The organism is Sphingobacterium sp. PCS056 (genome assembly GCF_023273895.1).
GTDB lineage: Bacteria > Bacteroidota > Bacteroidia > Sphingobacteriales > Sphingobacteriaceae > Sphingobacterium.
The window spans coordinates 845,664-867,771 of the sequence record NZ_CP096883.1 but is presented as its reverse complement, the minus strand read 5'-3'; the positions used below and the strand labels follow the sequence as shown (position 1 = coordinate 867,771).

19 protein-coding genes and 1 pseudogene are annotated in these 22,108 nt (G+C 37.3%); 15 read left to right on the top strand and 5 right to left on the bottom strand.

Going from position 1 to position 22,108, the window contains the following annotated elements; all coding sequences use genetic code 11:
- Positions 1–59: 59 nt before the first annotated feature.
- Positions 60–626 carry a 5-formyltetrahydrofolate cyclo-ligase gene (locus MUB18_RS03660; protein ID WP_248754988.1) on the top strand — a complete coding sequence of 189 codons (567 nt, stop codon included), beginning with the start codon at positions 60–62 and terminating at the stop codon, positions 624–626.
- 112 nt (positions 627–738) lie between these two features.
- Here MUB18_RS03660 and MUB18_RS03655 read toward each other — a convergent pair whose 3' ends face one another.
- The gene (locus MUB18_RS03655; protein ID WP_045752616.1) at positions 739–2,031 is read right to left on the bottom strand and encodes an HAD-IB family phosphatase; all 1,293 of its coding nucleotides are present in this window, start codon (positions 2,029–2,031) and stop codon (positions 739–741) included.
- Positions 2,032–2,059: 28 nt separating this feature from the next.
- On the bottom strand, positions 2,060–3,031 hold the full coding sequence (locus MUB18_RS03650; protein WP_248754987.1) for an NAD-dependent epimerase/dehydratase family protein: 972 nt from the start codon (positions 3,029–3,031) through the stop codon (positions 2,060–2,062).
- A 108-nt stretch (positions 3,032–3,139) separates the two neighbouring features.
- On the opposite strand from MUB18_RS03650, the gene MUB18_RS03645 reads away from it, so the two are divergent.
- Complete coding sequence (locus MUB18_RS03645; protein ID WP_248754986.1) at positions 3,140–4,324, top strand: formimidoylglutamase; 1,185 nt, start codon at positions 3,140–3,142, stop codon at positions 4,322–4,324.
- 107 nt (positions 4,325–4,431) lie between these two features.
- Positions 4,432–5,706 carry a DNA recombination protein RmuC gene (locus MUB18_RS03640; protein ID WP_248754985.1) on the top strand — a complete coding sequence of 425 codons (1,275 nt, stop codon included), beginning with the start codon at positions 4,432–4,434 and terminating at the stop codon, positions 5,704–5,706.
- Here MUB18_RS03640 and MUB18_RS03635 read toward each other — a convergent pair.
- Positions 5,703–6,803, bottom strand: a complete 1,101-nt coding sequence (locus MUB18_RS03635) for a DUF4407 domain-containing protein (RefSeq protein ID WP_045752612.1) — start codon at positions 6,801–6,803, stop codon at positions 5,703–5,705. The genes MUB18_RS03640 and MUB18_RS03635 overlap by 4 nt on opposite strands.
- 175 nt (positions 6,804–6,978) lie before the next feature.
- Here MUB18_RS03635 and MUB18_RS03630 point away from each other — a divergent pair, with 175 nt between their 5' ends.
- The 5 genes and pseudogenes from MUB18_RS03630 (at position 6,979) to MUB18_RS03610 (ending at position 13,361) form a co-directional block, all read left to right on the top strand.
- Complete coding sequence (locus tag MUB18_RS03630) at positions 6,979–9,090, top strand: M3 family metallopeptidase (RefSeq protein WP_248754984.1); 2,112 nt, start codon at positions 6,979–6,981, stop codon at positions 9,088–9,090.
- A 252-nt stretch (positions 9,091–9,342) separates the two neighbouring features.
- Complete coding sequence (locus MUB18_RS03625; protein ID WP_248754983.1) at positions 9,343–9,567, top strand: hypothetical protein; 225 nt, start codon at positions 9,343–9,345, stop codon at positions 9,565–9,567.
- Positions 9,568–9,948: 381 nt separating this feature from the next.
- A pseudogene (gene dnaG / locus MUB18_RS03620) lies at positions 9,949–11,944 on the top strand (DNA primase).
- A 3-nt stretch (positions 11,945–11,947) separates the two neighbouring features.
- On the top strand, positions 11,948–12,310 hold the full coding sequence (locus tag MUB18_RS03615) for a YraN family protein (protein WP_045754464.1): 363 nt from the start codon (positions 11,948–11,950) through the stop codon (positions 12,308–12,310).
- A 13-nt stretch (positions 12,311–12,323) separates the two neighbouring features.
- Positions 12,324–13,361: a glutaminyl-peptide cyclotransferase gene (locus MUB18_RS03610; protein WP_248754982.1), complete on the top strand. Its 1,038-nt coding sequence runs from the start codon at positions 12,324–12,326 to the stop codon at positions 13,359–13,361.
- Between the two features lie 691 nt (positions 13,362–14,052).
- Here the strand turns inward: MUB18_RS03610 and def are convergent.
- A complete protein-coding gene (def, locus tag MUB18_RS03605) occupies positions 14,053–15,279 on the bottom strand; it encodes a peptide deformylase (protein ID WP_248754981.1) in 1,227 nt (408 codons plus the stop codon).
- A 110-nt stretch (positions 15,280–15,389) separates the two neighbouring features.
- Between def and ruvX the strand changes: the two genes are divergently transcribed.
- The 3 genes from ruvX (at position 15,390) to MUB18_RS03590 (ending at position 16,982) form a co-directional block, all read left to right on the top strand.
- Positions 15,390–15,803, top strand: coding sequence for a Holliday junction resolvase RuvX (gene ruvX / locus MUB18_RS03600; protein ID WP_045754465.1), 414 nt, complete (start codon positions 15,390–15,392; stop codon positions 15,801–15,803).
- 1 nt (position 15,804) lies between these two features.
- Entirely contained in the window at positions 15,805–16,239 is a 435-nt protein-coding gene (gene ybeY / locus MUB18_RS03595; RefSeq protein ID WP_045754466.1) for an rRNA maturation RNase YbeY, read from the top strand.
- A 65-nt stretch (positions 16,240–16,304) separates the two neighbouring features.
- Positions 16,305–16,982 (top strand): DUF2490 domain-containing protein, encoded by a 678-nt coding sequence (locus tag MUB18_RS03590; RefSeq protein WP_248754980.1) that lies wholly within the window; start codon positions 16,305–16,307, stop codon positions 16,980–16,982.
- Between the two features lie 59 nt (positions 16,983–17,041).
- Here MUB18_RS03590 and MUB18_RS03585 read toward each other — a convergent pair whose 3' ends face one another.
- Positions 17,042–17,461: a nucleoside-diphosphate kinase gene (locus MUB18_RS03585; RefSeq protein WP_045754467.1), complete on the bottom strand. Its 420-nt coding sequence runs from the start codon at positions 17,459–17,461 to the stop codon at positions 17,042–17,044.
- Between the two features lie 148 nt (positions 17,462–17,609).
- On the opposite strand from MUB18_RS03585, the gene MUB18_RS03580 reads away from it, so the two are divergent.
- The 4 genes from MUB18_RS03580 to MUB18_RS03565 all read left to right on the top strand — a co-directional run bounded on the left by MUB18_RS03580 (position 17,610) and on the right by MUB18_RS03565 (position 22,108).
- A complete protein-coding gene (locus MUB18_RS03580) occupies positions 17,610–18,458 on the top strand; it encodes a 4-hydroxy-3-methylbut-2-enyl diphosphate reductase (RefSeq protein ID WP_045754468.1) in 849 nt (282 codons plus the stop codon).
- 92 nt (positions 18,459–18,550) lie between these two features.
- Positions 18,551–19,579: a ferrochelatase gene (gene hemH / locus MUB18_RS03575; RefSeq protein ID WP_045754469.1), complete on the top strand. Its 1,029-nt coding sequence runs from the start codon at positions 18,551–18,553 to the stop codon at positions 19,577–19,579.
- Positions 19,580–19,598: 19 nt separating this feature from the next.
- On the top strand, positions 19,599–20,873 hold the full coding sequence (locus tag MUB18_RS03570) for a metallophosphoesterase (RefSeq protein ID WP_411028116.1): 1,275 nt from the start codon (positions 19,599–19,601) through the stop codon (positions 20,871–20,873).
- A gap of 185 nt (positions 20,874–21,058) precedes the next feature.
- Entirely contained in the window at positions 21,059–22,108 is a 1,050-nt protein-coding gene (locus tag MUB18_RS03565; protein ID WP_084405267.1) for a UDP-glucose--hexose-1-phosphate uridylyltransferase, read from the top strand.

The window sequence follows — 22,108 nt, the reverse complement described above, 5'->3', positions numbered from 1 at the left end:
TTTAGGTTGATTATTCGGTCTTGTTAGCACCCAGCTACAAGGCCGTTTTTTTTATTAGTATGACTAAGACTGAACTGAGAGCATATTATAAGCATTTGAGAACACAGCTGCCTCCAGACAAGGAGTTAGAGCTAAATCTATGTTTACTCCAGCAATTAAAAAGTCTGGAATGGAATAAAGTGAAATTTTGTCATGTCTTTTTACCCATATTGAAATTTCACGAACCCAATACCTTCTTATTGATCGATTATCTGAAAGAAACTCATCCCCACATACAGATTGTCATATCCAAATCGGACATGCGATCAAATAGCATGACCCATTATCGCTATAACGACGCCGTATTATTACCTAATAAGTGGGGGATACCAGAGCCTGTTGACGGTGTTCATATAGATGAAAAAAACATTGATCTTGTGTTAGTTCCATTATTGATTTCAGATCAATTTGGTCATCGGGTAGGCTATGGAAAGGGATATTATGACCGATTTTTGGCTCTATGTAAGCCAGATGTCCAAAAGGTTGGTCTATCTTTTTTTGAACCGATAGCAGGGATCGAAGATGTGGATATACATGATATCCCACTGGATATTTGCGTGACACCAACAGCAGTATATCGTTATTAAAAAAAGGTCTTTCCTATGACAGAAAGACCCCTTTGGTAGATCATGATAAAGAAGATGATGAAAAGAGCTATCCGGTTGATCGTCGGTAACCGCCTTAAAACCTCTTACTTTTTTAATATAAAATCCTAAATTTAATGGTATTCTGAACCTTTTTAAGTTGCTTAATTAAATCCCGGTCATACTCGCCTTTGATATCCGTAACCGCATAACCGATGTCCGACTTAGTCATTAAAAACTGAGAAATGATGTTGATATCATTTTGTGCATATACCTGATTGATCTGAGCCATGATACCCGGAACATTCTTATGAATATGAAGTAATCTTGTGACATCTTTTACTTTAGGGAGCAGCAAATTCGGAAAGTTACGGCTCATATAAGTATCCCCATTATTAATAAAATCGGCCATCCTTCTAGGGATATATTCCGCATTTCTCTTTTTGCCCTTTTTATCATCAAAAACAACAATACCTTTTGCATTGCACACCTCTTTATTAAGATGATTTTTAGCATCGCCCAAGACACCAATTGTCTTCAACTTATCTGCGCGAGACAACTGCTCCTCCGATACAGAGATATCTTTCCCCAGCAGGAGCATCCCGACGTCTTTTGTATATTTTTCTTCAAACGTATCTTTGGTACGAATAGAGAAACCATCCCGTTTTAAAATATGAGCTGCTATCTCAGGAACATCGCCAACGATCAGACATAAAATACGATTTTTGGGATAAGAGATTGCACGGGGCAGATTGTTGACATATAGAAATTCATCAAAACTTGGTGTGATAAAATCAGCCCTTTCAGTAACTGTTTTTCGGGAAATATTTTCAGTAAATGCAAAGAATTTCTGGATAAGACCAGATTCTTTTAATTGAAAATCAGAATATCCATCCCCAATACCGTAGATGGTTCCATCTATTTTAAGTTCTTGCAGCAACTTTACTTTACCACCCTCATCCGATAGTGGATTAGACTCATCAAAGCCGATGATATTATCATGCTCATCAAAGCGGAAAGTATTGGCATAAATATTTTCTATTTTGATATTGTAAGGAACCACTACAGGAGTAATGAATTCTTTAAATCCACCAGATACAATCCAGGCAGTATCCGCATTTTTTTTGAAGAACTCTCTGTTTCTAGAAAAAGAAGTAGAGACCTTCTTTTTAAGATGTATGATCAGTTTGTCCAAGTGACTTCTATTTGCCTGAAGCAATTTAACACGTCCAGAAAGAGCCTCACGAAAAGAAAGTTTTCCTTCCATAGCCAGATTTGTATATCGCTCAATTTCCAGATATATCTGTTCGCGATCTGGGTGGTGTTCAAGTGAAATCTTGGCCAATTCATCCAAAGCCTCTACCTGCGTAAAGGTGCTGTCAAAATCAATGATGTAATAATTTTTCACGGTTTAGTTTGTTTAGGGTTTAGATTGTTTATTGTTGACTATAACGTGTCGCGATTTCTTTTAAAGTTATATCCAAAGGCTTGTATGTAAAAGGCAATACCTGCTGCAATTTAGCCGCAGAATAAGCTAGCTTTTCACTCGAAGCCCTTGCGCTGTCTTTAGTCAGCGTCGATTTTTCATTTTTTATAGACGCTACCAGTGTTGCAAGAGTAGCCGCAATAGTAAGTACAACTGGAGGTACTGCTATTTTAGGAGGTGTTTTTCCCATAAGCACACTTGCCCTATCCAGTAATGCCTTATTGCTTAAGTTCACATTGTTAATCACAAATCGTTCACCCGAAAGATTCTTATCAGCCATTAAATGACGCATAATAGTCGCTACATCCTCGACATCCACTACCCCGACAGTACCTGTCGGATAATATTTTAGCCCTTTATTTATCAGCGAAAAGATAGCCCCAGAACCCTTACTTCCGGACGCCGCTCCTAATATGACAGACGGATTGACGATAACAGCATCCAGCCCCTCTGCTATCCCTCTCCACACCTGCATCTCACCTTCATATTTAGAAATAGCATAATTGGACATCGTAGGTTCATATTCCCAATAATCCTTCTCATCGACAGGTGCCTGATTTTTGCTTGATCCCAATGCCGCGACCGAACTTACGTGAACTAATCTGGCGCCATGTTCCAAACATAGATTAACAATATGAGCAGTACCTTCAATATTCACCTTTTTCATATAAGCAGCATCCTGCTTTTGATACGATACTACAGCCGCGCAATGGTACACCTCTGTAATATTTGGAAAAGCTTCTTCCAAATCAAAATAGTTACATATGTCGGCATCGATCCATTGGATTAAAGACGAAGATAATAGCTGTTGTGGAATGCTAGAGGTTGAGCGTTTAGTCGCTATTACGTCAATTCCCAAATCGATCAATTGCTTGATCAATGTCGCCCCTAAGAATCCGGTTCCTCCTGTTATTAATATCACATGATAAAGATAACGTTAAAAATAATGTTTTCAAAAGTAAGTTAATAAATGGATATTTGTCTAAGGCAAGGTTTTAACTTTTGATTACCATCAATACAAATTCATCATATGTCATTATCCGTTTTTTTTACACACATTGTTGCTCAAGAGCTCTTTCCAGAAGAAGGCTTCTTTCGTTCGCAGCTCGGTCATGTTTTGCGTTTTTATAAAGATCAATTTCCGACGTGGGATAAAGATGATAAACCGCAACTGGCCATTATCGGTGTAGAGGAAGATCGTGCATCAGTAAATAACCAAGGATGTGCAAAGTCTCCAGACGCAATCCGCAAACACCTCTATCAGCTTTATCAAGGAGATTATGCGATTCATGCGGTAGACTTGGGTAATATAAAAGCGGGGGCTACGTTGACAGATACCTATGCCGCATTGCGAGCTGTGGTAGAGGAATTGTTGAGCGAAAATATTTTGCCAATTATTATTGGAGGTGGTCAAGACCTGACCTATGCACAATATTTAGGATATCAACAGCTGGGACAAAAAGTTGAAGTTGCAGTGGTGGATGCCCGATTTGATCTCAACCAGGAAAGTAGTGAACATGTAGCCTTAGATTCGAGATCGTATCTAAACCACATTATTCTTCATGAGCCCGATTATCTGTTCAACTTGAGTAATATCGCTTTCCAGACTTATCTAGTCAGCAAAGAGTCGCTCAATATGTATGATAAGTTATTTTTCAATGCAACACGCGTTGGAGCCATTGCAGGTCGGATGGATCAGTCCGAACCGTTGATACGCGCCGCTGATATGGTTAGTTTTGATATTGGAGCTATTCGCGCATCCGAAGCATGTGGCAATGCCAATGCGATGCCCAATGGCCTATTTGGAGATGAAGCTTGTCAAATCGCGCGCTATGCAGGCATGTCAGACAAATGTTCGTCGATCGGGTTTTATGAATTCAATCCCTCATATGATCCGATGCAACAAACAGCGATGTTAGTGTCACAAATGATCTGGTGTTTTATAGATGGCTTTTATAACCGTAAACAAGATACACCCTTATTGCCAAAGTCATCTTATATCATTTATAGGACGACCCTAGAAAATGAAGACCATGAATTGGTATTTGTAAAAAGTAAAAAATCAGATCGATGGTGGATGCAAGTTCCTTATTTTGGATCCCGATCTGTAAACGAACGCTATCATCTCGTGCCATGTCGTTATGAAGATTACCAAATGGCTGTCACAGGTGAAATGCCCGATCTTTGGTGGCGAACCCATCAAAAACTACAATAGTCTCAATGGTCTGAAAAGGACCATTTTTTATTTATTTAAGCGAATTTATGGAAACAGTGTATATTATAATCGTTATCATTTTATTAGTTGTTCTAATTGTAATTTCCTTGAAAAAGAAGGATTCACAGCAAGATGATAGCCAGTGGAGACAGGAGAAGGAATCAATGGCCATAGAGCTGGCAAAAGCCCAGCAACGCGAACAGAGCTTATTGCAAGAGCGGGCGATGTTGCGCGATGAATTGGAAAAAGAGCGTGAGCATGTTTTAATTGCTGAACGATCTTTGGAAAGCACACGTTCATTCTATGAAGCGCAACAAGATAAATTTCAAGAGCAGAAAGTTGAAATCGCAGCTATTAAGAGTCAGTTTAATGCCGAGTTTCAGGTCATAGCAAATAAGATTTTAGAAGAAAAAACGCTTCGCTTTACAGAAACCAACTCCAAGTCGATAGGATTGATCTTGGATCCGTTGAAGGAAAAAATCAAACTTTTTGAAGAGAAAGTAGATAAGACCTATTCGCAGGAAGCCGCAGAAAGAAATTCTTTGAAAGGTGTTGTCCAGCAATTGATGGAGCAAAGTCTACGGATCAAAGATGAAGCAACCAATTTGACACGCGCGCTAAAAGGAGACGCGAAGAAACAGGGGAATTGGGGAGAGGTCATATTAGAGCGCGTGTTAGAACGTTCAGGATTAGTAAAAGATCGTGAGTTTAGACTGCAGGCATCCATTACCGATATGGACGGAAGACGTCTGCAACCCGATGCCATTATTGATCTACCTGAAAATAAACATTTGATTGTCGATTCAAAAGTTTCTCTAGTAGCCTATGAGCGATGGGTAAATGCCGAAGATGATATCGAACGTGCTGCTTTTGCAAGACAACATATATTATCAGTAGAAAATCATGTTAAAGATCTGTCGGCAAAAAATTATCATGAACTATATGGTATTGAATCTCCAGACTTCGTATTACTTTTTATGCCTATAGAATCAGCATTGAGTATGTCGGTATCTGAAAAACCAGATCTTTTTAGTGATGCTTGGGACAGGAAAGTCGTGATCGTCAGTCCCTCGACGCTGTTGGCAACTTTACGCACGATTGCTAGTATCTGGAAGCAAGAGCGTCAGACTCGTAATGTGATTGAAATCGCTAAAGAAGCAGGAGCACTATACGATAAATTTCACGGTTTCCTTACCGACATGGATCAAGTACAACTTCAATTGCAACGCGCTCTCAAAAGTCATGAAGATGCCTCTAAAAAATTATCTTTTGGTGCCGGAAATGTGATCAGACGAGTGGAGAATTTGAAAAAGTTAGGAGCCAAAGCAAATAAGCAAATCGATTCCAAATATTTAGACGAAGAAATAGAAGAAGAGGATTAAACCTCCTCTTCTATGCCTTCATTCATTTTTTTAAGCCTTTTATTGATCGAAATATCAATAGCAGCATCTTTCAAATGATCGATCGCTGCTTTCTCCGTATCGATGGAAGCATCTGCTTCATATTCATCAATAATACGTTGATTGCGGATCGCTCGATCATAAGCATCTCTTCCTGAAAGAAGCTTCACAAATACGGGTAAACATTCTAAGAAAATAAAAAGTAAACCGATAAAGTTCACCGCGTTTTCTGTCGCCTGGTCTACCTTGCCATTTGCCTTTATTTTAAGATTACCTAGCGCCGAGTTTCGGTCAGCAAAACCTGCTAAATTAACAGCACTGTCCAAACTGGCATTTGAAAGTCCCTTCTGGTTCAAAATTCCTTCTACTTTTTGTTTATCCCGGATAACACTTTCTTTGACGCTAACTTTACTCCTTAAGCTATCTAGATACACGCTCGATCTTTCGAGTTCCAGTTCTTTACGCTTAGCATAAGGACCGTATCCGACCACACCCGAAGTTTCCGTGGTTTTATTTCCAAAAATTTCATAGTTGAGTTTTTGACGATCAGCTTTAATATTTGCATCTAAGGAATCCCTTTCAGTCGTCAATGCTTTCAATTGATTCAGTTCAAACGCATATTTTTTATTAAAAATGATATTCAAACTATCCGTTTTCGCACGTTCATTGGCGATGTAAGTTGTTTTTAGATTTTCTCTAATTTCCTTATCAAAGATCTTCAGCTCCAGTGGTCTTGAGATCACGATACCGATTAATATAGCTAAAAGAATACGAGGGAAAGCCTGTAAGAATTGAAATCCTCCAGTCTTTGATTTATTGATACTCAGAACAATATAGCGGTCCATGTTGAAAATCATCAATCCCCAGATGATTCCAAAAACAATGGCTAATAGCCAATCCAGATAAGTTCCGCTGAAAACAAAATACATGGCATATCCACCTGACATTGCAGCAAATAGACCCGTAAAGAAAATGGTAGCACCTATCGCGACATACTTATTGTGTTCTTGCGGATATTTTTTTAAGGTCTCTTCATGTACACCTGCACAGTACAAGAAAAAATGATTGATACGATTCATTAAAGAAGATTTATTGGTAAAGGGACAATAAAAATAAATAATTGTTTCATTACTTTTCTGGTTATTACAATATTGTGATAAATATACAATTCTTATTTTGATCTTTTTAAAAAGTATTACTTAATCAAATATTTGTAACTTTGCCCAAATTATTGCGAGAATAAAAAAATAAATAATGAAGAAAAAACGACTTTTGCCATTTTTTTTAATTTTGGCAACAGCCTTTGTTGGTTGCGAACAAAAGAAACAAATGACAGACAATCCGCTATTATTGACCTATGATACTCCATTTAATGTTCCTCCATTTGATAAAATTAAAGACGAACATTTCAAACCAGCTTTTGAAGAAGCACTTAAGGTTCATAATTTAGAAATCGATACAATTATTAATAATACTGAAGATCCATCTTTTAACAATACCATTTTGGCGTTAGAAAATGCGGGTAAACTGTTGACAAATGTATCTTCGGTTTTTTCTAATTTAAACTCAGCCAATAGTAACGATAGCCTGAAGGCAATTGCTAAAGAGCTAGCTCCTGTATTGTCTGCGCATCAGGATGAAATCTCCTTAAATGCTAAATTATTTGATAGAGTCAAGGCTGTCTGGTCTAAAAAAGCAACTTTAGGATTAGATGTTGAAGACAATAAATTGTTGGAAGAAACCTATAAATCATTTGTCCGTTCAGGCGCAAATTTGAAAGATGCGGATAAAGAAAAATTGAAAAAAATCAATTCAGAATTATCCTCATTAACCGTACAGTTTGGACAAAATTTGATGACCGAATCAAAAGCATTCGAATTGGTTGTGGATAGTGCTTCACAATTGGAAGGATTACCAGAGGCTTTGAAATCTGCTGCTGCCGACGAGGCTAAAATAAAAGGTAAAGAAGGAAAATGGGTTTTTACACTACAAAATCCTTCTATCATGCCATTCTTGCAATATGCTAAAAATAGAGAATTAAGAAAACAGATCTGGGAAGCATACCAAACACAAGGCAATCATGATGATGCCACTGATAATAAGGAGATCTTGCGCAAGATGGCGAACCTGAGATTATCCAAAGCAAAATTATTAGGTTATCCATCTCATGCAGCATTCGTGTTAGAAGAATCGATGGCTCAAAATCCAGCTAATGTATATGCCTTGTTAAATAAATTGTGGGAACCGGCGCTCACTAAAGCAAAAGGTGAAGCCGCAGATATCGATAAGGAAATAAAAGAAGAAGGCGGAAATTTTGAAGTTGCACCATATGATTGGAGATACTATACCGAGATTATTCGTCAGAAAAGATTCGCTTTAAACGAAGAGGAGATCAAACCTTACTTTAGTTTACCTACTGTGAGAGAAGGCGCATTTGCTGTAGCAAACAAACTATATGGTTTGACATTCGTTGCTCTTAATAATGTTCCTGTTTATCAAAAGGATGTGGAAGTCTACGAAGTAAAAGACAAAGATGGATCACATCTAGGTCTTTTATATGCTGATTTTTTTCCTCGTGAATCTAAAAGAAGCGGTGCCTGGATGACATCATTCCGTAGCCAGAGTAAAACTGAAGGTAAACGCAATGCTCCAGTAATCTCGATCGTTTGTAATTTTACAAAACCTGTAGGTGATGAACCGGCATTATTAACTTTTGACGAAGCAACTACCTTATTCCACGAGTTTGGACATGCCTTACATGGATTATTATCAAATGTAAAATACAGAAGCTTAGCCGGTACTTCCGTGTCAAGAGATTTTGTAGAGTTGCCTTCTCAGGTGATGGAAAATTGGGCAGCAGATCCACAAGTATTAAAAGAGTATGCAAAGCATTATAAAACAAAAGAAGCAATTCCAGATTCTCTAATTGCGAAAATGGAAAAAGCGGGAACTTTTGATCAAGGGTTTGCAACAGTGGAATATTTAGCGGCTTCCTTATTGGATATGAACTACCATGCTGCGACTTCGCCAATAACGGGTAATATCAATGATTTTGAAAAAGGAGCCATGAAGAAGATTGGTTTAATCGATGCCATTATACCAAGATATAGAAGCACTTATTTCCAGCATATTTTTGCAAGTGGTTATTCAGCGGGTTACTATGCTTATATCTGGTCTGAGGTATTGGACTCCGATGCTTTTGCAGCTTTTAAAGAAAAATCACTGTATGATCAGCCAACTGCAGATTCATTCCGTCGTAATATTTTAGAAAAGGGAAATACTGGAGATCCAGCACAAATGTATAAAACATTTAGAGGTGCTGATCCCGATCCAAAATACTTATTAATAAAAAGAGGATTGAATTAACATTCAATTAAAAACAAAAAAAAGGAGCAAAAATATTTTGCTCCTTTTTTTTGTTTTTATTCGTCAGATTCAGAATTTATTTTTACATTTGATTGTTATTTATAATTAGTCTAAATATATATAGAGATTATCATGTTTTAATATTAAGCGAATCATATGTGTCAGTCAGTTGTTCTTAGCCATAAAGGCAAATCCCATATCAGTTATTGCACGAAGTGTAAGACATTTTATATTTGGCAAGACTCTTTCCTCTTGAGTTTAGGATATTTACAGTTTGAGTCTTTTGTCGCAGCCACCATGAGAAGCAATGTAAAAGGTAATTACTTTAGTTTTCCTGACGGTGATATGCGGGTTTTGATTGATACTCCATGTCCAGAGATTGTTTTTGTATTTAACGAAAATGAATGGAATGACTTTGCGGATGCGTTATCTGAATCCACATATATGAGCGAAATTTATCAGATGATGTCTCAATAAAGATAAAAAGTCCTGTAATCCTTTTCCATTTTCTTCTTCTATTCTTTAAAAGGTGTTACAGGCACCAATAAAGTTCCATGATTTGCTGACTGCATGGTCTAGCATAGGGTTGGGACTCTCATTCATCCAATAGTTAACATCTTGGATGGAATAAAAAAAGGGAGAATGATTAATTCTCCTTTTTTTTTATTTAAATGACCGTTACTGTACAAGTATTCCAACTTGAAGACAGGATATCTCAGGACATTTCTTAATACATGATGCATATCGACAGTTGATATCTTTAAATTTCTGTTGGTGGCTAAGTTTGACGGCAGATGAAGTTCATGTTGTAATTGCTTATATATTTATTAAATTTACTGTTTATAAAAGGATACGAAATTGATCAAACAAGAGATAATAGATAAAGTGCTGGATGCTGCTCGTATAGAGGAGGTTGTAGGAGATTTTGTAGACTTGAAGAAGCGTGGTACATCCCTTATTGGTAACTGCCCTTTTCATCATGAGAAAACACCTTCTTTCCACGTATCTGTATCTAAAGGAATTTATAAGTGCTTTGGCTGTGGTGTGGGGGGAGATGCGCTAAAGTTTGTGATGGAACTGGAAAAATTCTCTTATCCAGAAGGCATCAAATATCTTGCTAACAAGTACAGCATTGAAGTTGAAGAAGTCGAGCGTTCACCGGCACAATTGGCTGCTCAGGATAAAAGAGAGAGCCTGTACGTATTGAGTGGTTGGGCCAGTAAGTTTTTTAAGGACCAAATGTGGACCATGGAAATGGGACAGGTCATTGGACTTCATTACTTCAAGGAACGTGGATACCGCGAGGATATCATCAAAAAATTTGAATTGGGATATTCTCCCGATAATTGGACGGCATTTGTAGATGCAGCCATGAAGGCCGGTTTTTCATCCCGATTACCTCAAAGAGATCGGATTGGCGATCGAGCGCGACGACAAGAGTCTGTATGATCGATTTCGCGGTCGTGTCATGTTCCCGATTCATAATTTAACAGGAAGAGTAATTGGATTTGGTGGCCGGACGTTAAAAACCGACAAAAAGGTTCCTAAATATGTCAATTCTCCGGAAAGCGATATCTACCATAAATCTGATGTGCTATATGGGCTCAACTTTGCCAAAAAAGCCATCATGGAGGAGGATAATTGCTATTTGGTAGAAGGCTATGCCGATGTTATATCTACGCATCAAGCTGGAGTTGAAAATGTAGTGTCATCATCAGGAACATCTTTGACAACAGCCCAAATTCGGCTTATTGCGCGTTTTACTAAAAATGTAACCATATTATATGACGGTGATGAAGCAGGGATAAAAGCATCACTGCGCGGTACCGATATGTTGCTGGAAGAAGGCTTAAATGTTAAGATTTTGCTTTTCCCTGACGGGAATGACCCCGATTCGTATGTGAAGAATTTCGGATCTTCTGCATTTAAAGCTTACATAAAAGAAAATCAGCAAGATTTTATCTTTTTTAAAACAAGAATTTTACTTCGTGATAGCAATAATGATCCCATTAAAAGGGCAGAGGTCATCCGAGATGTGGTAGAAAGTATTGCCCTGATTCCTGACGAAATAAAGGTCTCAGTTTTTATACGGGAGTGTAGTAACCTGTTGGATATCGAAGAGCGCATCTTGCTTTCTGAATTGAATAAGATCCGAATTTCCAAATCTAAAAAAGCGGATAAAGATTTCAGCAAGAAGACTCCTGCATCTATGGGCGTAGGTGCTCCTCCGATGGACGGTCCACCGGCTGATTTTTTCATGACAGAAGAAGAAAGAGGTGGTGCGGCAGCCCTCGCGATTGAGACGCCCACACAGCAGATTACCTCGGAGATTCTTCAAGAGCGTGAAATAATACGTATTCTCATCAATTACGGGGATTATCTAGCGACGTGGGAAGGCGATGGTGATATTCCGGTGGCAGGTGTATTATTGAGTAATATTAGTGATGTCAACTTTGAAGATAAAGCGGCAGCTTACATCTTAAATGTTTACCGAGAAGCGGTCGAAAAGTTTGAAATACCAGAAGCAAAGCAGTTTTATTCCAATCCCGATGCGGCAGTTGCTGAACTTGCTATTAATTGCGTGGCATCAAAATACAATTTAAGCGAGAACTGGAACGATGATAAACGTAAAATCTACGTCACCCAAGAGTATGAGCATCTAAAAACACTAGTCGTAACTGCGATCTATCGGATCAAAAAACGTAAAATTTCACGGGAGATGGTCAAGATTCGCGAAGAACTCAAATTGGAGAAAGATGATGCCAATGTGGAAGTGCTGATATTTAAATACCAAAAACTCAAGGAAGCAGAGAAGATGTTAGGGGGACTGCTTGGAAATATTGTCGTCAAGTAACCTATGGCAAAGCATCTTGATTTTGGAAAATTGGGAGAGTCATATGCAGAAAAATTCCTGCAGGATCTAGGTTGTGAAATTTTGTTAAGAAATTGGCGGTGTAAGAATTTAGAAGTAGATTTGATTGTCCAGGATTCGGATACGTTAGTTTTTGTAGAAGTAAAGACACGCAGTAAAATCGAATATGGAGAACCATTTGAATTTGTAGATTGGAATAAGAAGCGTAAACTGACAAGAGCCGCTGATTATTATTTGAAGAAATATAACGTGAATGGTGAGATTCGATTTGATATTATTTCGATTCTAATCACAGATAAAGAAAATATACAATTAGAACATATCAAAGATGCGTTCTGGAATGAATAAAAGGTTATTTTATATGAAAAAAACAACATATATACTTTTAGGTTTAATCCTAAGCTTAAGTGCTTGTAAAACGAAGAAGTCCGGTAAATTAGAGTTTGCCCAGCCCGATGCAAGCAAATCCATCCAACAAGGCGATCCGATTCAATTTCAACTTAAATTTTCATCATCTGATCTGGATTCGGTTGTCTATTACATAGACAATCAAGTTGTTGCTTCTGGAAAAGATACAGCAGCAGTGCAGGTAGATAGTAAGCATCTGGCTTTAGGTACTCGCAGTATTTCTGCAAAAGTTTATCAGGGCACACAGATTGATAGTGCTAGTGCCTATATCAGCATCGTGCCTCCAGCTCCTAAAGAATATAGTTTTGAAGTTGTGAATAAATTTCCACATGACACCACAGCCTTTACACAAGGTTTACAATACGAAAATGGATTTTTATATGAATCCACTGGTAGTGGAGGTGGTACAAAAACTTCGATTAGACGCGTTGATCTGAAAACGGGTAAAGTACTGCAACGAAAAGATTTTGATTCCGAAAAATATTTCGGAGAGGGGATGACCATTGTTGGAGATAAAATCGTGATGTTGACCTGGCAGAATATGGAAGGTTTCGTTCTTAATAAATCAACCTTTGAATTGGAGAAAACTTTTCCTTATACCAATAGTAAAGAAGGCTGGGGAATCACTTATGATGGAAAGCGATTAATCAAGTCAGACGGTACCAATAAGCTTTATTTTTTAGATGCCAATACGCAACAAGAACTAAGTTCTATTGATGTATATGATGAAAATGGTCAAGTAAATGCGTTAAATGAGCTGGAGTATATTGATGGTAAAGTATATGCCAATGTATATGAAAAGGATATTATCGCGATTATAAACCCAGAAACGGGTGTTGTAGAAGGCCGAATCAACTTAGTTGGGATCTATCAACATGCGCAGTATGATAATGAGCTGAACGGTATTGCTTATGATCATGTCGGAAAGCGTTTATTTGTGACTGGAAAACTTTGGAATACACTATTTGAAATTAAGATGATTGCGCGTTAAGCAGTCTTTCAGGTTAAACCTAAAGACAACCTGTTTCAATCAGGTGCTTGAAAGCACCATCACTATAAAAAAGAGAGCATAAAATCTAATTTTATGCTCTTTTTTTATGCCTTGATATTTGCCCTTGTTTGACGACTGAACCACACTTTCATAAGTATAGGGTATTTGATAGTAGACTAGTTAATACCAGCTTTTATTATCCTAAAGATATAAGACAGAAATTATACAGTTATTATAGAGGTTTTCTAGTGCTTTACCTATAGAAACCCTATAGCAACCCTGTATTAAGGCTCTATGATAACTCAAGAAAATAACAAGCAGATGTTAATCATTTATTCCGTTGTTCTTCATGTTATTCCAACATGAATAAGGCTTCAATCGAGCTGTTTTTACATCATTTTTAAACTGTTTTTTGGAGACAGGGATTTAGAGATGAGCTACTTTTTCTAGCCATGCTTTAGAAGCGTCAATCTATCCATAGATGAGGTGCGAATTCTAAGCTATGGATAGATTTTTTTGGATAAGATTTCCTTTTTTTATTAATTCTTGATGGAGGAAAAATCGGTAATTGTATACCAGCAATGAGTCTTAAAGAAAAAAAACTCGAACGAATAAATTTATTTTACATAGCTGGCAATCTCAAAAGATTATTAAAAGTTTTGAGAATAGACTCAGATACGGTCTTTTATAATTATGGACGTATCGTGTTTGGCTTTATATAAAACTCCATTTTATCACTTAAAGGTTCGAATTCTTCTTTTTCAGCTTGTTCAATACGATCAGGGTATAAGATGCCATATAGGTGATCGACTTCGTGCTGAAAAATAACAGCGGTAAACCCTTCAATATTTTCTTCTATTATTTTGCCATCTTTATTGATGTGCTGTAATCGAATGGTGTAGCTTCTTAATACTTCCTCTCTGCGATCAGGTATGGATAAGCAGCCTTCTACTCCTTTTCTGGTAAATTTTGATCTCCAGATGATTTTAGGGTTGATATAACTTTCAAATGGTTCACCTTCTTTATCAAATCTTTGTACCACGATCAAGTTTTTATTGATTCCTACTTGAGGAGCAGCAATGCCAACGCCTGCATGCGCCGGATCTTGAACGGTAATCAACATTCTTTTTTCTAAAATTGGTATCGATGGATCGTTGTATTTCAGGTCAGAAGACGTTGTGGTCAATATGCTTAGATCTTTTTGATCTGTAATTTGTAATACTCTTAATTGATCAGTTTGTGAACCCTGATTGATGATCGCCAAATCTTCTTGACTAAAATTTTGTCCTGCCTGGATATCTACAGGTCTTTCGTTTTTTTGTTTATGAAATGCTTTTTCTCCAGCCATGATCTTGGTCTCTAAAATGTTTTCTTGTGGTGGTACAGGGCAACGATAACCGTTACTATATGCGCAATAGGGATTGTATGCGGCATTAAAATCAATTGTTGCTTTACCTCCTATAATATCTGTTGTTGCTAAATCAATATAACGTCCACCACTATAGCTTTCTTGACCATTTGTTAAATCTAAAAATGGAAGGAAAAGATGGTTTTTGTACTGAGGATTTTGAAATAGTGCAGCACTTTGATAAACGGTCAATTGATAGGGCTTATTATTCAAGGTGAAATTTAAGATAGCATATCGTTTATAAGGATTGCTGGTACCATCATATGTGGGCATCTTGAAGGTTTCTTCGCCCAATAATAATGTGACATCTGCAGTAACGCGATAAGCTTTGTCAACTGGAAAATAATCTAAAAACTGGACTTGATCTGCTGGCAGTGGGCCAAATTTTGATTTGGATAAGCTTATTGCTTTCTCTTGTCGATCTTGAACAATACGTGTTTGATAATCTTGTGCATTTGCTTTGATACTTGAAGTAATTAAGAAAAGCCCAATGAATAGGGTATATTTCATTCCATTTGATTTAAAGTCTAGCAAATTTATAGATTTTTTTAATTAATCAGGAATGTATTTACTGCAAGAGAAGTTGTATTTTTGTCAAATTATTCAAAACGAGCGTCAGTATGAGATTAATGGCTTTTGATTATGGGACAAAACGTATCGGTATAGCGGTAACAGATCCCATGCAGATAATTGCAACAGCATTGACTACGGTGCATCCGGACGAAGTTTGGAAATTTTTAGAAGATTATCTTCGCATCGAGGGCATAGAAACATTTGTTGTTGGCAAGCCGCTTCAAATGGATGGGACGGATTCCGAATCTGCGATCCATGTTTTAGGTTTTGTACGTCGGCTAAAGAAAACTTATCCTACGATTGAGATCGTTGAGGTGGATGAGCGATTTACTTCAAAAATGGCTTCGGCAGTGATTGCTCAAAGCGGCAAGAAAAAAAATAAAAGACAAGAAAAAGGTATGGTAGATACGATTTCAGCAACCCTTATCTTGCAAACATATATGGAAACTAAAGCATTTTAATATGGCATTAAAAGACATCCTGTTCTTTACAGAGGATATTGATTTTAAATTAAAGGAAAAGGCAAAAATCCGACAGTGGATAATGGATACGATCAAAGCTGAGGGATTTAAACGTGTGGGTGAGTTAAGCTTTATTTTATGCTCCGATGCTTATCTATTAGAAATCAATAAGCAGTATCTGAATCATGACACTTTTACTGATGTGGTTACCTTTGATTCTTCGGAAGAGGAAGAGGTGATCGCAGGCGATATATTTATCAGTGTGGAACGTATTGCTGAAAATGCCGATAAATTTAAGGTAGATAGTAGGGATGAATTGCATCGGGTGATTATGCACGGCGTGTTACATTTATGCGGGTACTATGATAAAAAACCTGAGGACAAAACGCTCATGACTTCCAAAGAGAATGAATATCTAGCGAAAAGGGATTTTTAAAAAACAATAGGATATTGTTACATGAAAATATTCATTATTCTAATCCATATTTTTATTTTAGAATAATGAATATCTACTTAACTTCCATCTTATTATTTCTTATTAGCTTCTTCTGTACTACGGCTTATAGTCAACAAGCACCACAAGGTTGGTTTATTTATTTTGGAAATACTAAAATCAATAAATCAAAATTTTCAATTCATCATGAATTGCAGTTACGGGACCATCAAGTTTTTGGAGATCATAATCAAACTTTATTCAGGCTGGGGCTTCAATACGAAGTATTACCTTGGTTGAGCATCACAAATGGTTATGGTTATATTCATTCGGAATCAAGAGGCGAACCCAATAATCCGTTTCGAGAAAATAGAATCTATCAAGAGGCCTTGGCTAAACAAACTGCTGGAAGGTTCATGTTGAGACATCGACTCAGGTTGGAGGAAAGATTTATTGAAGACCAGGATTTTCGTGGCAGAGGAAGGTATGTCTTTTTTGCTGACTTACCTTTAACAACGCTGAAAATGCAAGAAAATACGATTTACGCTTCCTTTTATAATGAAGTTTTTATCAATCTTTTTCAGGATGACCATATAAAAACATTTGATAGGAATCGCTTGTATGTTGGTGCTGGTTATAAAATAAGAAATAATTTAGGTATGCAGTTAGGCTATATGAGACAGCATGTGGGATCCTCCAAAGGGACGAATCATATTTTATTATCGTTGCATCATCAGATCAACTAGGTTCATAAAAAAAGGCTTTCAACATGATATTGAAAGCCTTTTTTATGAATAGTGCTGGACTAAAATCTTTCAAATTGTGAAAAGAAGAAAGCACCTTCGATCTGTGCATTCTCATCTGAATCAGATCCATGAACTGCATTTGCATCGATAGATTTTGCATATTTGTTACGGATTGTACCTTCTGCAGCATCAGCTGGGTTAGTAGCACCGATCAATGTACGGAAGTCTTCAACAGCATTGTCTTTCTCTAAGATTGCAGCAACGATAGGACCAGAAGTCATAAAGTTTACTAATTCTCCATAGAAAGGACGCTCTTTGTGTACTGCATAAAATGCACCAGCTGTTTCTGTAGACAATTGAATATATTTCATTGCTACGATTTTGAAACCACCTGCAATAATATCATTCAAAATTGCGCCGATATGACCATTTGCAACTGCATCTGGTTTGATCATCGTAAAAGTTCTGTTAGTTGCCATTAATGTTATTTTTTTTGCAAAAGTAATGATTTTCACCAATAACTGAAAGATTAGCGTGTTATATTATTATTATGGATCAATTCTTGTTGATTTTCTTTGGTAAAAGTATTTTCTTGGAGTATCAGGAAATGCGTAACTTTGTATTATTATGGCATTAAATCTAACAGTTGATATTGATAAAGATTCGGGATTTTGTTTTGGTGTTGTCTACGCGATAGATATGGCCGAGGAAATTCTGGAGGAAGATGGTTATTTATACTGTCTGGGTGATATTGTCCATAATGACGAGGAGGTTGCCCGACTTAAGGCGAAGGGATTACGCATCATTGGCCATGATGTATTGCCGACCTTACAGCACGAGAAAGTACTTATTCGCGCACATGGGGAGGCTCCTGAGACATATAAGATCGCATTGGAAAATAACATAACCCTCATCGATGCATCTTGTCCTGTAGTGCTCAAATTGCAAAATAGAATTAAAACTTCTTTTGATCAGGAAGAGAAGATTTTGATTTTTGGAAAGCATGGCCATGCCGAAGTAGTTGGGCTGCAAGGACAGACGAACAATGAAGCTTTGGTTTTTCAAGATATTGCCGAATTGGACGATGCAGACTTGCCCGCTTCCTTTACACTTTATAGCCAGACCACCAAGAGTGTTGATAAATTTTACCAGATCAAAGATGAATTGATCAAGAGAGGGTATGAAGTGAAAGCCAATGATACCATTTGTCGTCAAGTATCTAATCGGTATGAGGATCTGGTACATTTCGCTAAAAAATACGATAAGATTATTTTTGTCTCGGGCAAAAAATCGTCCAATGGTAAAGTGCTTTTTGAAGTATGTCTTAAAGAAAATTCCAATACTTATTTTGTTTCGGAAGTAGGAGAAATTGACATTCAAGTATTTCAAGAAAATGATCGTGTGGGTATATGTGGGGCCACATCTACACCGATGTGGCTGATGCAAGAAGTCAAATCTTTTTTGGAAGCAGTATAACCTTGTAAATCCTTGTAAATCTCAAGTCATAAATATTTCATTTTGTCCTAGATAGCCCTATCTACCATGTAATTTGCTTACTTTTGTTTCTAATGAGTAAGAAAGCTACCAAAGGAATTTTATTAGTTCAGCTGGGGACTCCAGATAGTCCTGCAACATCAGATGTTAGAAAATATTTAACGGAATTTTTAATGGATGGAAGAGTTATTGATATTCCTTATATCAATAGGACTCTTTTAGTCAAAGGAATTATCGCTCCGACGCGTGCGCCAAAGTCAGCCAAGATATACAAAACGATCTGGGATGAGCAAACCGGTTCTCCGTTGATGCATTACAGTGTCATCCAACGTGATTTATTGCAAGAATCATTGGGGGATGAATATCATGTTGAGCTCGCGATGCGTTATCAGAATCCTTCTATTGAAAATGCGTTGAAAAACCTGGAGGGTATGATGTTAGATTCTATACGTGTTATTCCCTTGTTTCCACAATATGCTTCGGCAACTAGTGGGTCGGTTATCGACCGTGTGATGGAATTGATCCGTAAATGGAATTATTTGCCAAGTATGAGTTTTGTCAGCAGCTATTGTCAAGAGCCATTGATGATTGAGACCTTCGCGGATCACGCTAGGCAGCATGATATTGCTCGTTTTGATCACATAGTCTTCAGTTATCATGGGCTTCCTGTGCGTCAATTGGGTAAAGTAGATCCGACTAAGCAGTTAGTTTGTCCGGAAGATGGTTGTGATTCTTGTAAAAATACGGTCAATTCTTTTTGCTATTTGTCACAATGTCATGCTACTACACGTGCGATCGCTCAGGAACTGGGTTTGCAAAAGGATCAATATAGCATCTGTTTTCAATCCAGATTAGGGAAAGAACCTTGGATTCAGCCTTATACATCTACATTATTAGAGAATTTAGCGGAGCAGGGCAAGAAAAAGCTTTTAGTGTTTAGTCCAGCGTTTGTTGCTGATTGTATCGAAACGATTGACGAGATTGGCGTGGAATATGCTAATGAATTTAAACATTTAGGAGGCGAGGAGGTTCAACTTGTTGAAAGTCTAAACGGTGACCCTAAATGGATTGCAGCATTAAAGCGTATCGCTTTGGATGCTTAATATAAATTCATAAACGATGATGTTAATAATTAATGTATTTGTACTTCTAATATTAGATTTTTATATCTTTTTTGCATTGAAGGCTACTAAAATCAAATTTGCAAAAACTAAAACTTTTGCAATACTTTGGTGGAGCTATTCAATTCTATTGTCTTTGGGAGTTATAATATCCTTTAAGTTTAATATACCGTTGACGGTAAGATCGATCTTTTTAGTTGCATTTTTTCTGACAGCAGCCTCTAAGTTTTTCTTTTTCTTTGTACTTATTTTAGATGACATAAGAAGAGGGGGATTGTGGTTGACGAGATTGGTTACTCCCAAAAAAACGGTTAAACAGGCGGTTAATGTATTGGAAATGCCAATAGCAGAAGAGCCTGTGAAAGGGATAACACGTTCGGATTTTTTAACAAAAGCAGGAATTCTTGTTGGTGCTTCACCATTAGTCCCTTTAAGCTGGGGAATTATTTCTGGAGCTTATGATTATCGGGTTCGTCGTCAAAAATTATACTTACCAAATTTACCGGCAGCATTTCATGGTATGACGATCGGTCAAATTTCAGATGTGCATTCGGGTTCATTTTACAATAGAAAAGCCGTTAATGGCGGAGTTGATTTATTATTGAATGAAAAACCGGATACTATTTTCTTTACCGGTGATTTGGTCAATAATGTTGCTTCGGAGATGCGGGATTATCAGGATATTTTCTCACGCGTAAAGGCTGATCTAGGTGTATTTTCTACTTTAGGAAATCATGATTATGGCGATTACTATTTTGGGAAAGAAGATTCAGCCGCTAAGAGAAAGAATCTTCAAGATTTGATACAGACCCATAAAGTAATGGGTTGGGATCTTTTGAATGATGAAAATCGGATCTTAAAAGTTAATCATGAGGAATTAGCGATTATCGGCGTTCAGAATTGGGGTACGGGAAGATTTCCTAAGCATGGAGATTTGAAAAAAGCCTTATTAGGGACTGAAGAGCAAGCAGTTAAATTACTTCTTTCCCATGATCCTTCACATTGGCGTGCTCAGGTACTCGATACTGATGTAGATGTTATGTTTGCTGGACATACGCACGGTATGCAGTTTGGTGTCCGTTTTAAAAATGTACAATGGAGCCCAGCTAAATATGTATATAAAGAGTGGGCGGGGTTGTACAAAGAGAAAGAAAATAAACAACTTTATGTGAATGTGGGCTATGGGTTTTTAGGATATCCGGGCCGTGTTGGTATCTTGCCTGAAATCACTATTTTTGAACTCGTTAAAGGAAATGATCCTAAAGGTCTTGTATAAATAGAATTGTTTATTGGTATTCTACGAGCAATAAACGAGTATGATTATTTGACTTCATATGCGACAATCCTATTCAGTATAAAAAAATAAGCACTCCTTCGAGTGCTTATTTTTTTATATTCCCATTCTGTTTAACAGCGTAATTACTATCTTTAAGGATTAAATTATGAAAAAGAAATAAGACCATGCAGCAAACATTCGAAATTAATTCGGATCCCCATACTCGGTTGAATATACTGACCGGTGAACGCGTTCTCGTATCTCCACATCGAAGTAAAAGACCTTGGCAAGGACAAGTTGAAGATGACAATCAAGAGCAAAGACCAGCATATGATTCAAAGTGCTATTTGTGCCCAACAAACGAAAGGGCAGATGGCGATGTTAATCCCGATTATAAGGAAAGTTTTGTTTTTGTAAACGACTTTTCGGCTCTTTTAAAGGATACACCTACGGCAGATATCAATGAAGAAGAACTTTTTATTGCTGAATCTGAAAAAGGTATTTGTAAGGTTATTGCCTTTTCACCGCGGCATGATCTGACGCTTCCTGAAATGTCGGTACCTGCGATTAAAGCTGTTGTAGATGTTTGGCAAGCGGAATTTGTTAATTTGGCAAAATATGATTGGATAAAATATATTCAAATATTTGAAAATAAAGGTTCCATAATGGGCTGTAGTAATCCGCATCCGCATGGTCAGATATGGTCGCAAAATCATGTTCCCGTGGAGCTTCAGAAAGAGTCTAAAAATCAAAAAAAATATTTTGATCAGCATGGTAAAACGATGTTAAGTGCGTATGTGGAGGCTGAATTAAAAAAGCAAGAACGTATTATTGAAGAGAATGACTCTTTTGTAGCGTTGGTTCCTTTTTGGGCTTCTTGGCCATATGAAACAATGATTGTGAGTAAAAGAGCGATACAGAATATCGTCGCTTTTTCGGAAAAGGAAAAAGAAGATCTGGCGGCAATTTTGAAGTTGTTGACTACCCGTTATGATAATCTTTTTAACACATCTTTTCCGTATTCGGCGGGTATGCACCAAGCGCCGGTAAATAGTGGTGACTTTCCAGAATGGCACTGGCATATGCATTTTTACCCACCCTTATTACGATCAGCTACTGTTAAAAAATTTATGGTAGGCTACGAAATGCTTGCAAATCCGCAACGTGATATTACTCCTGAATTTGCTGCTCAACAACTAAGAAACTGTTCTACGACCCATTATAAAAACGTATAA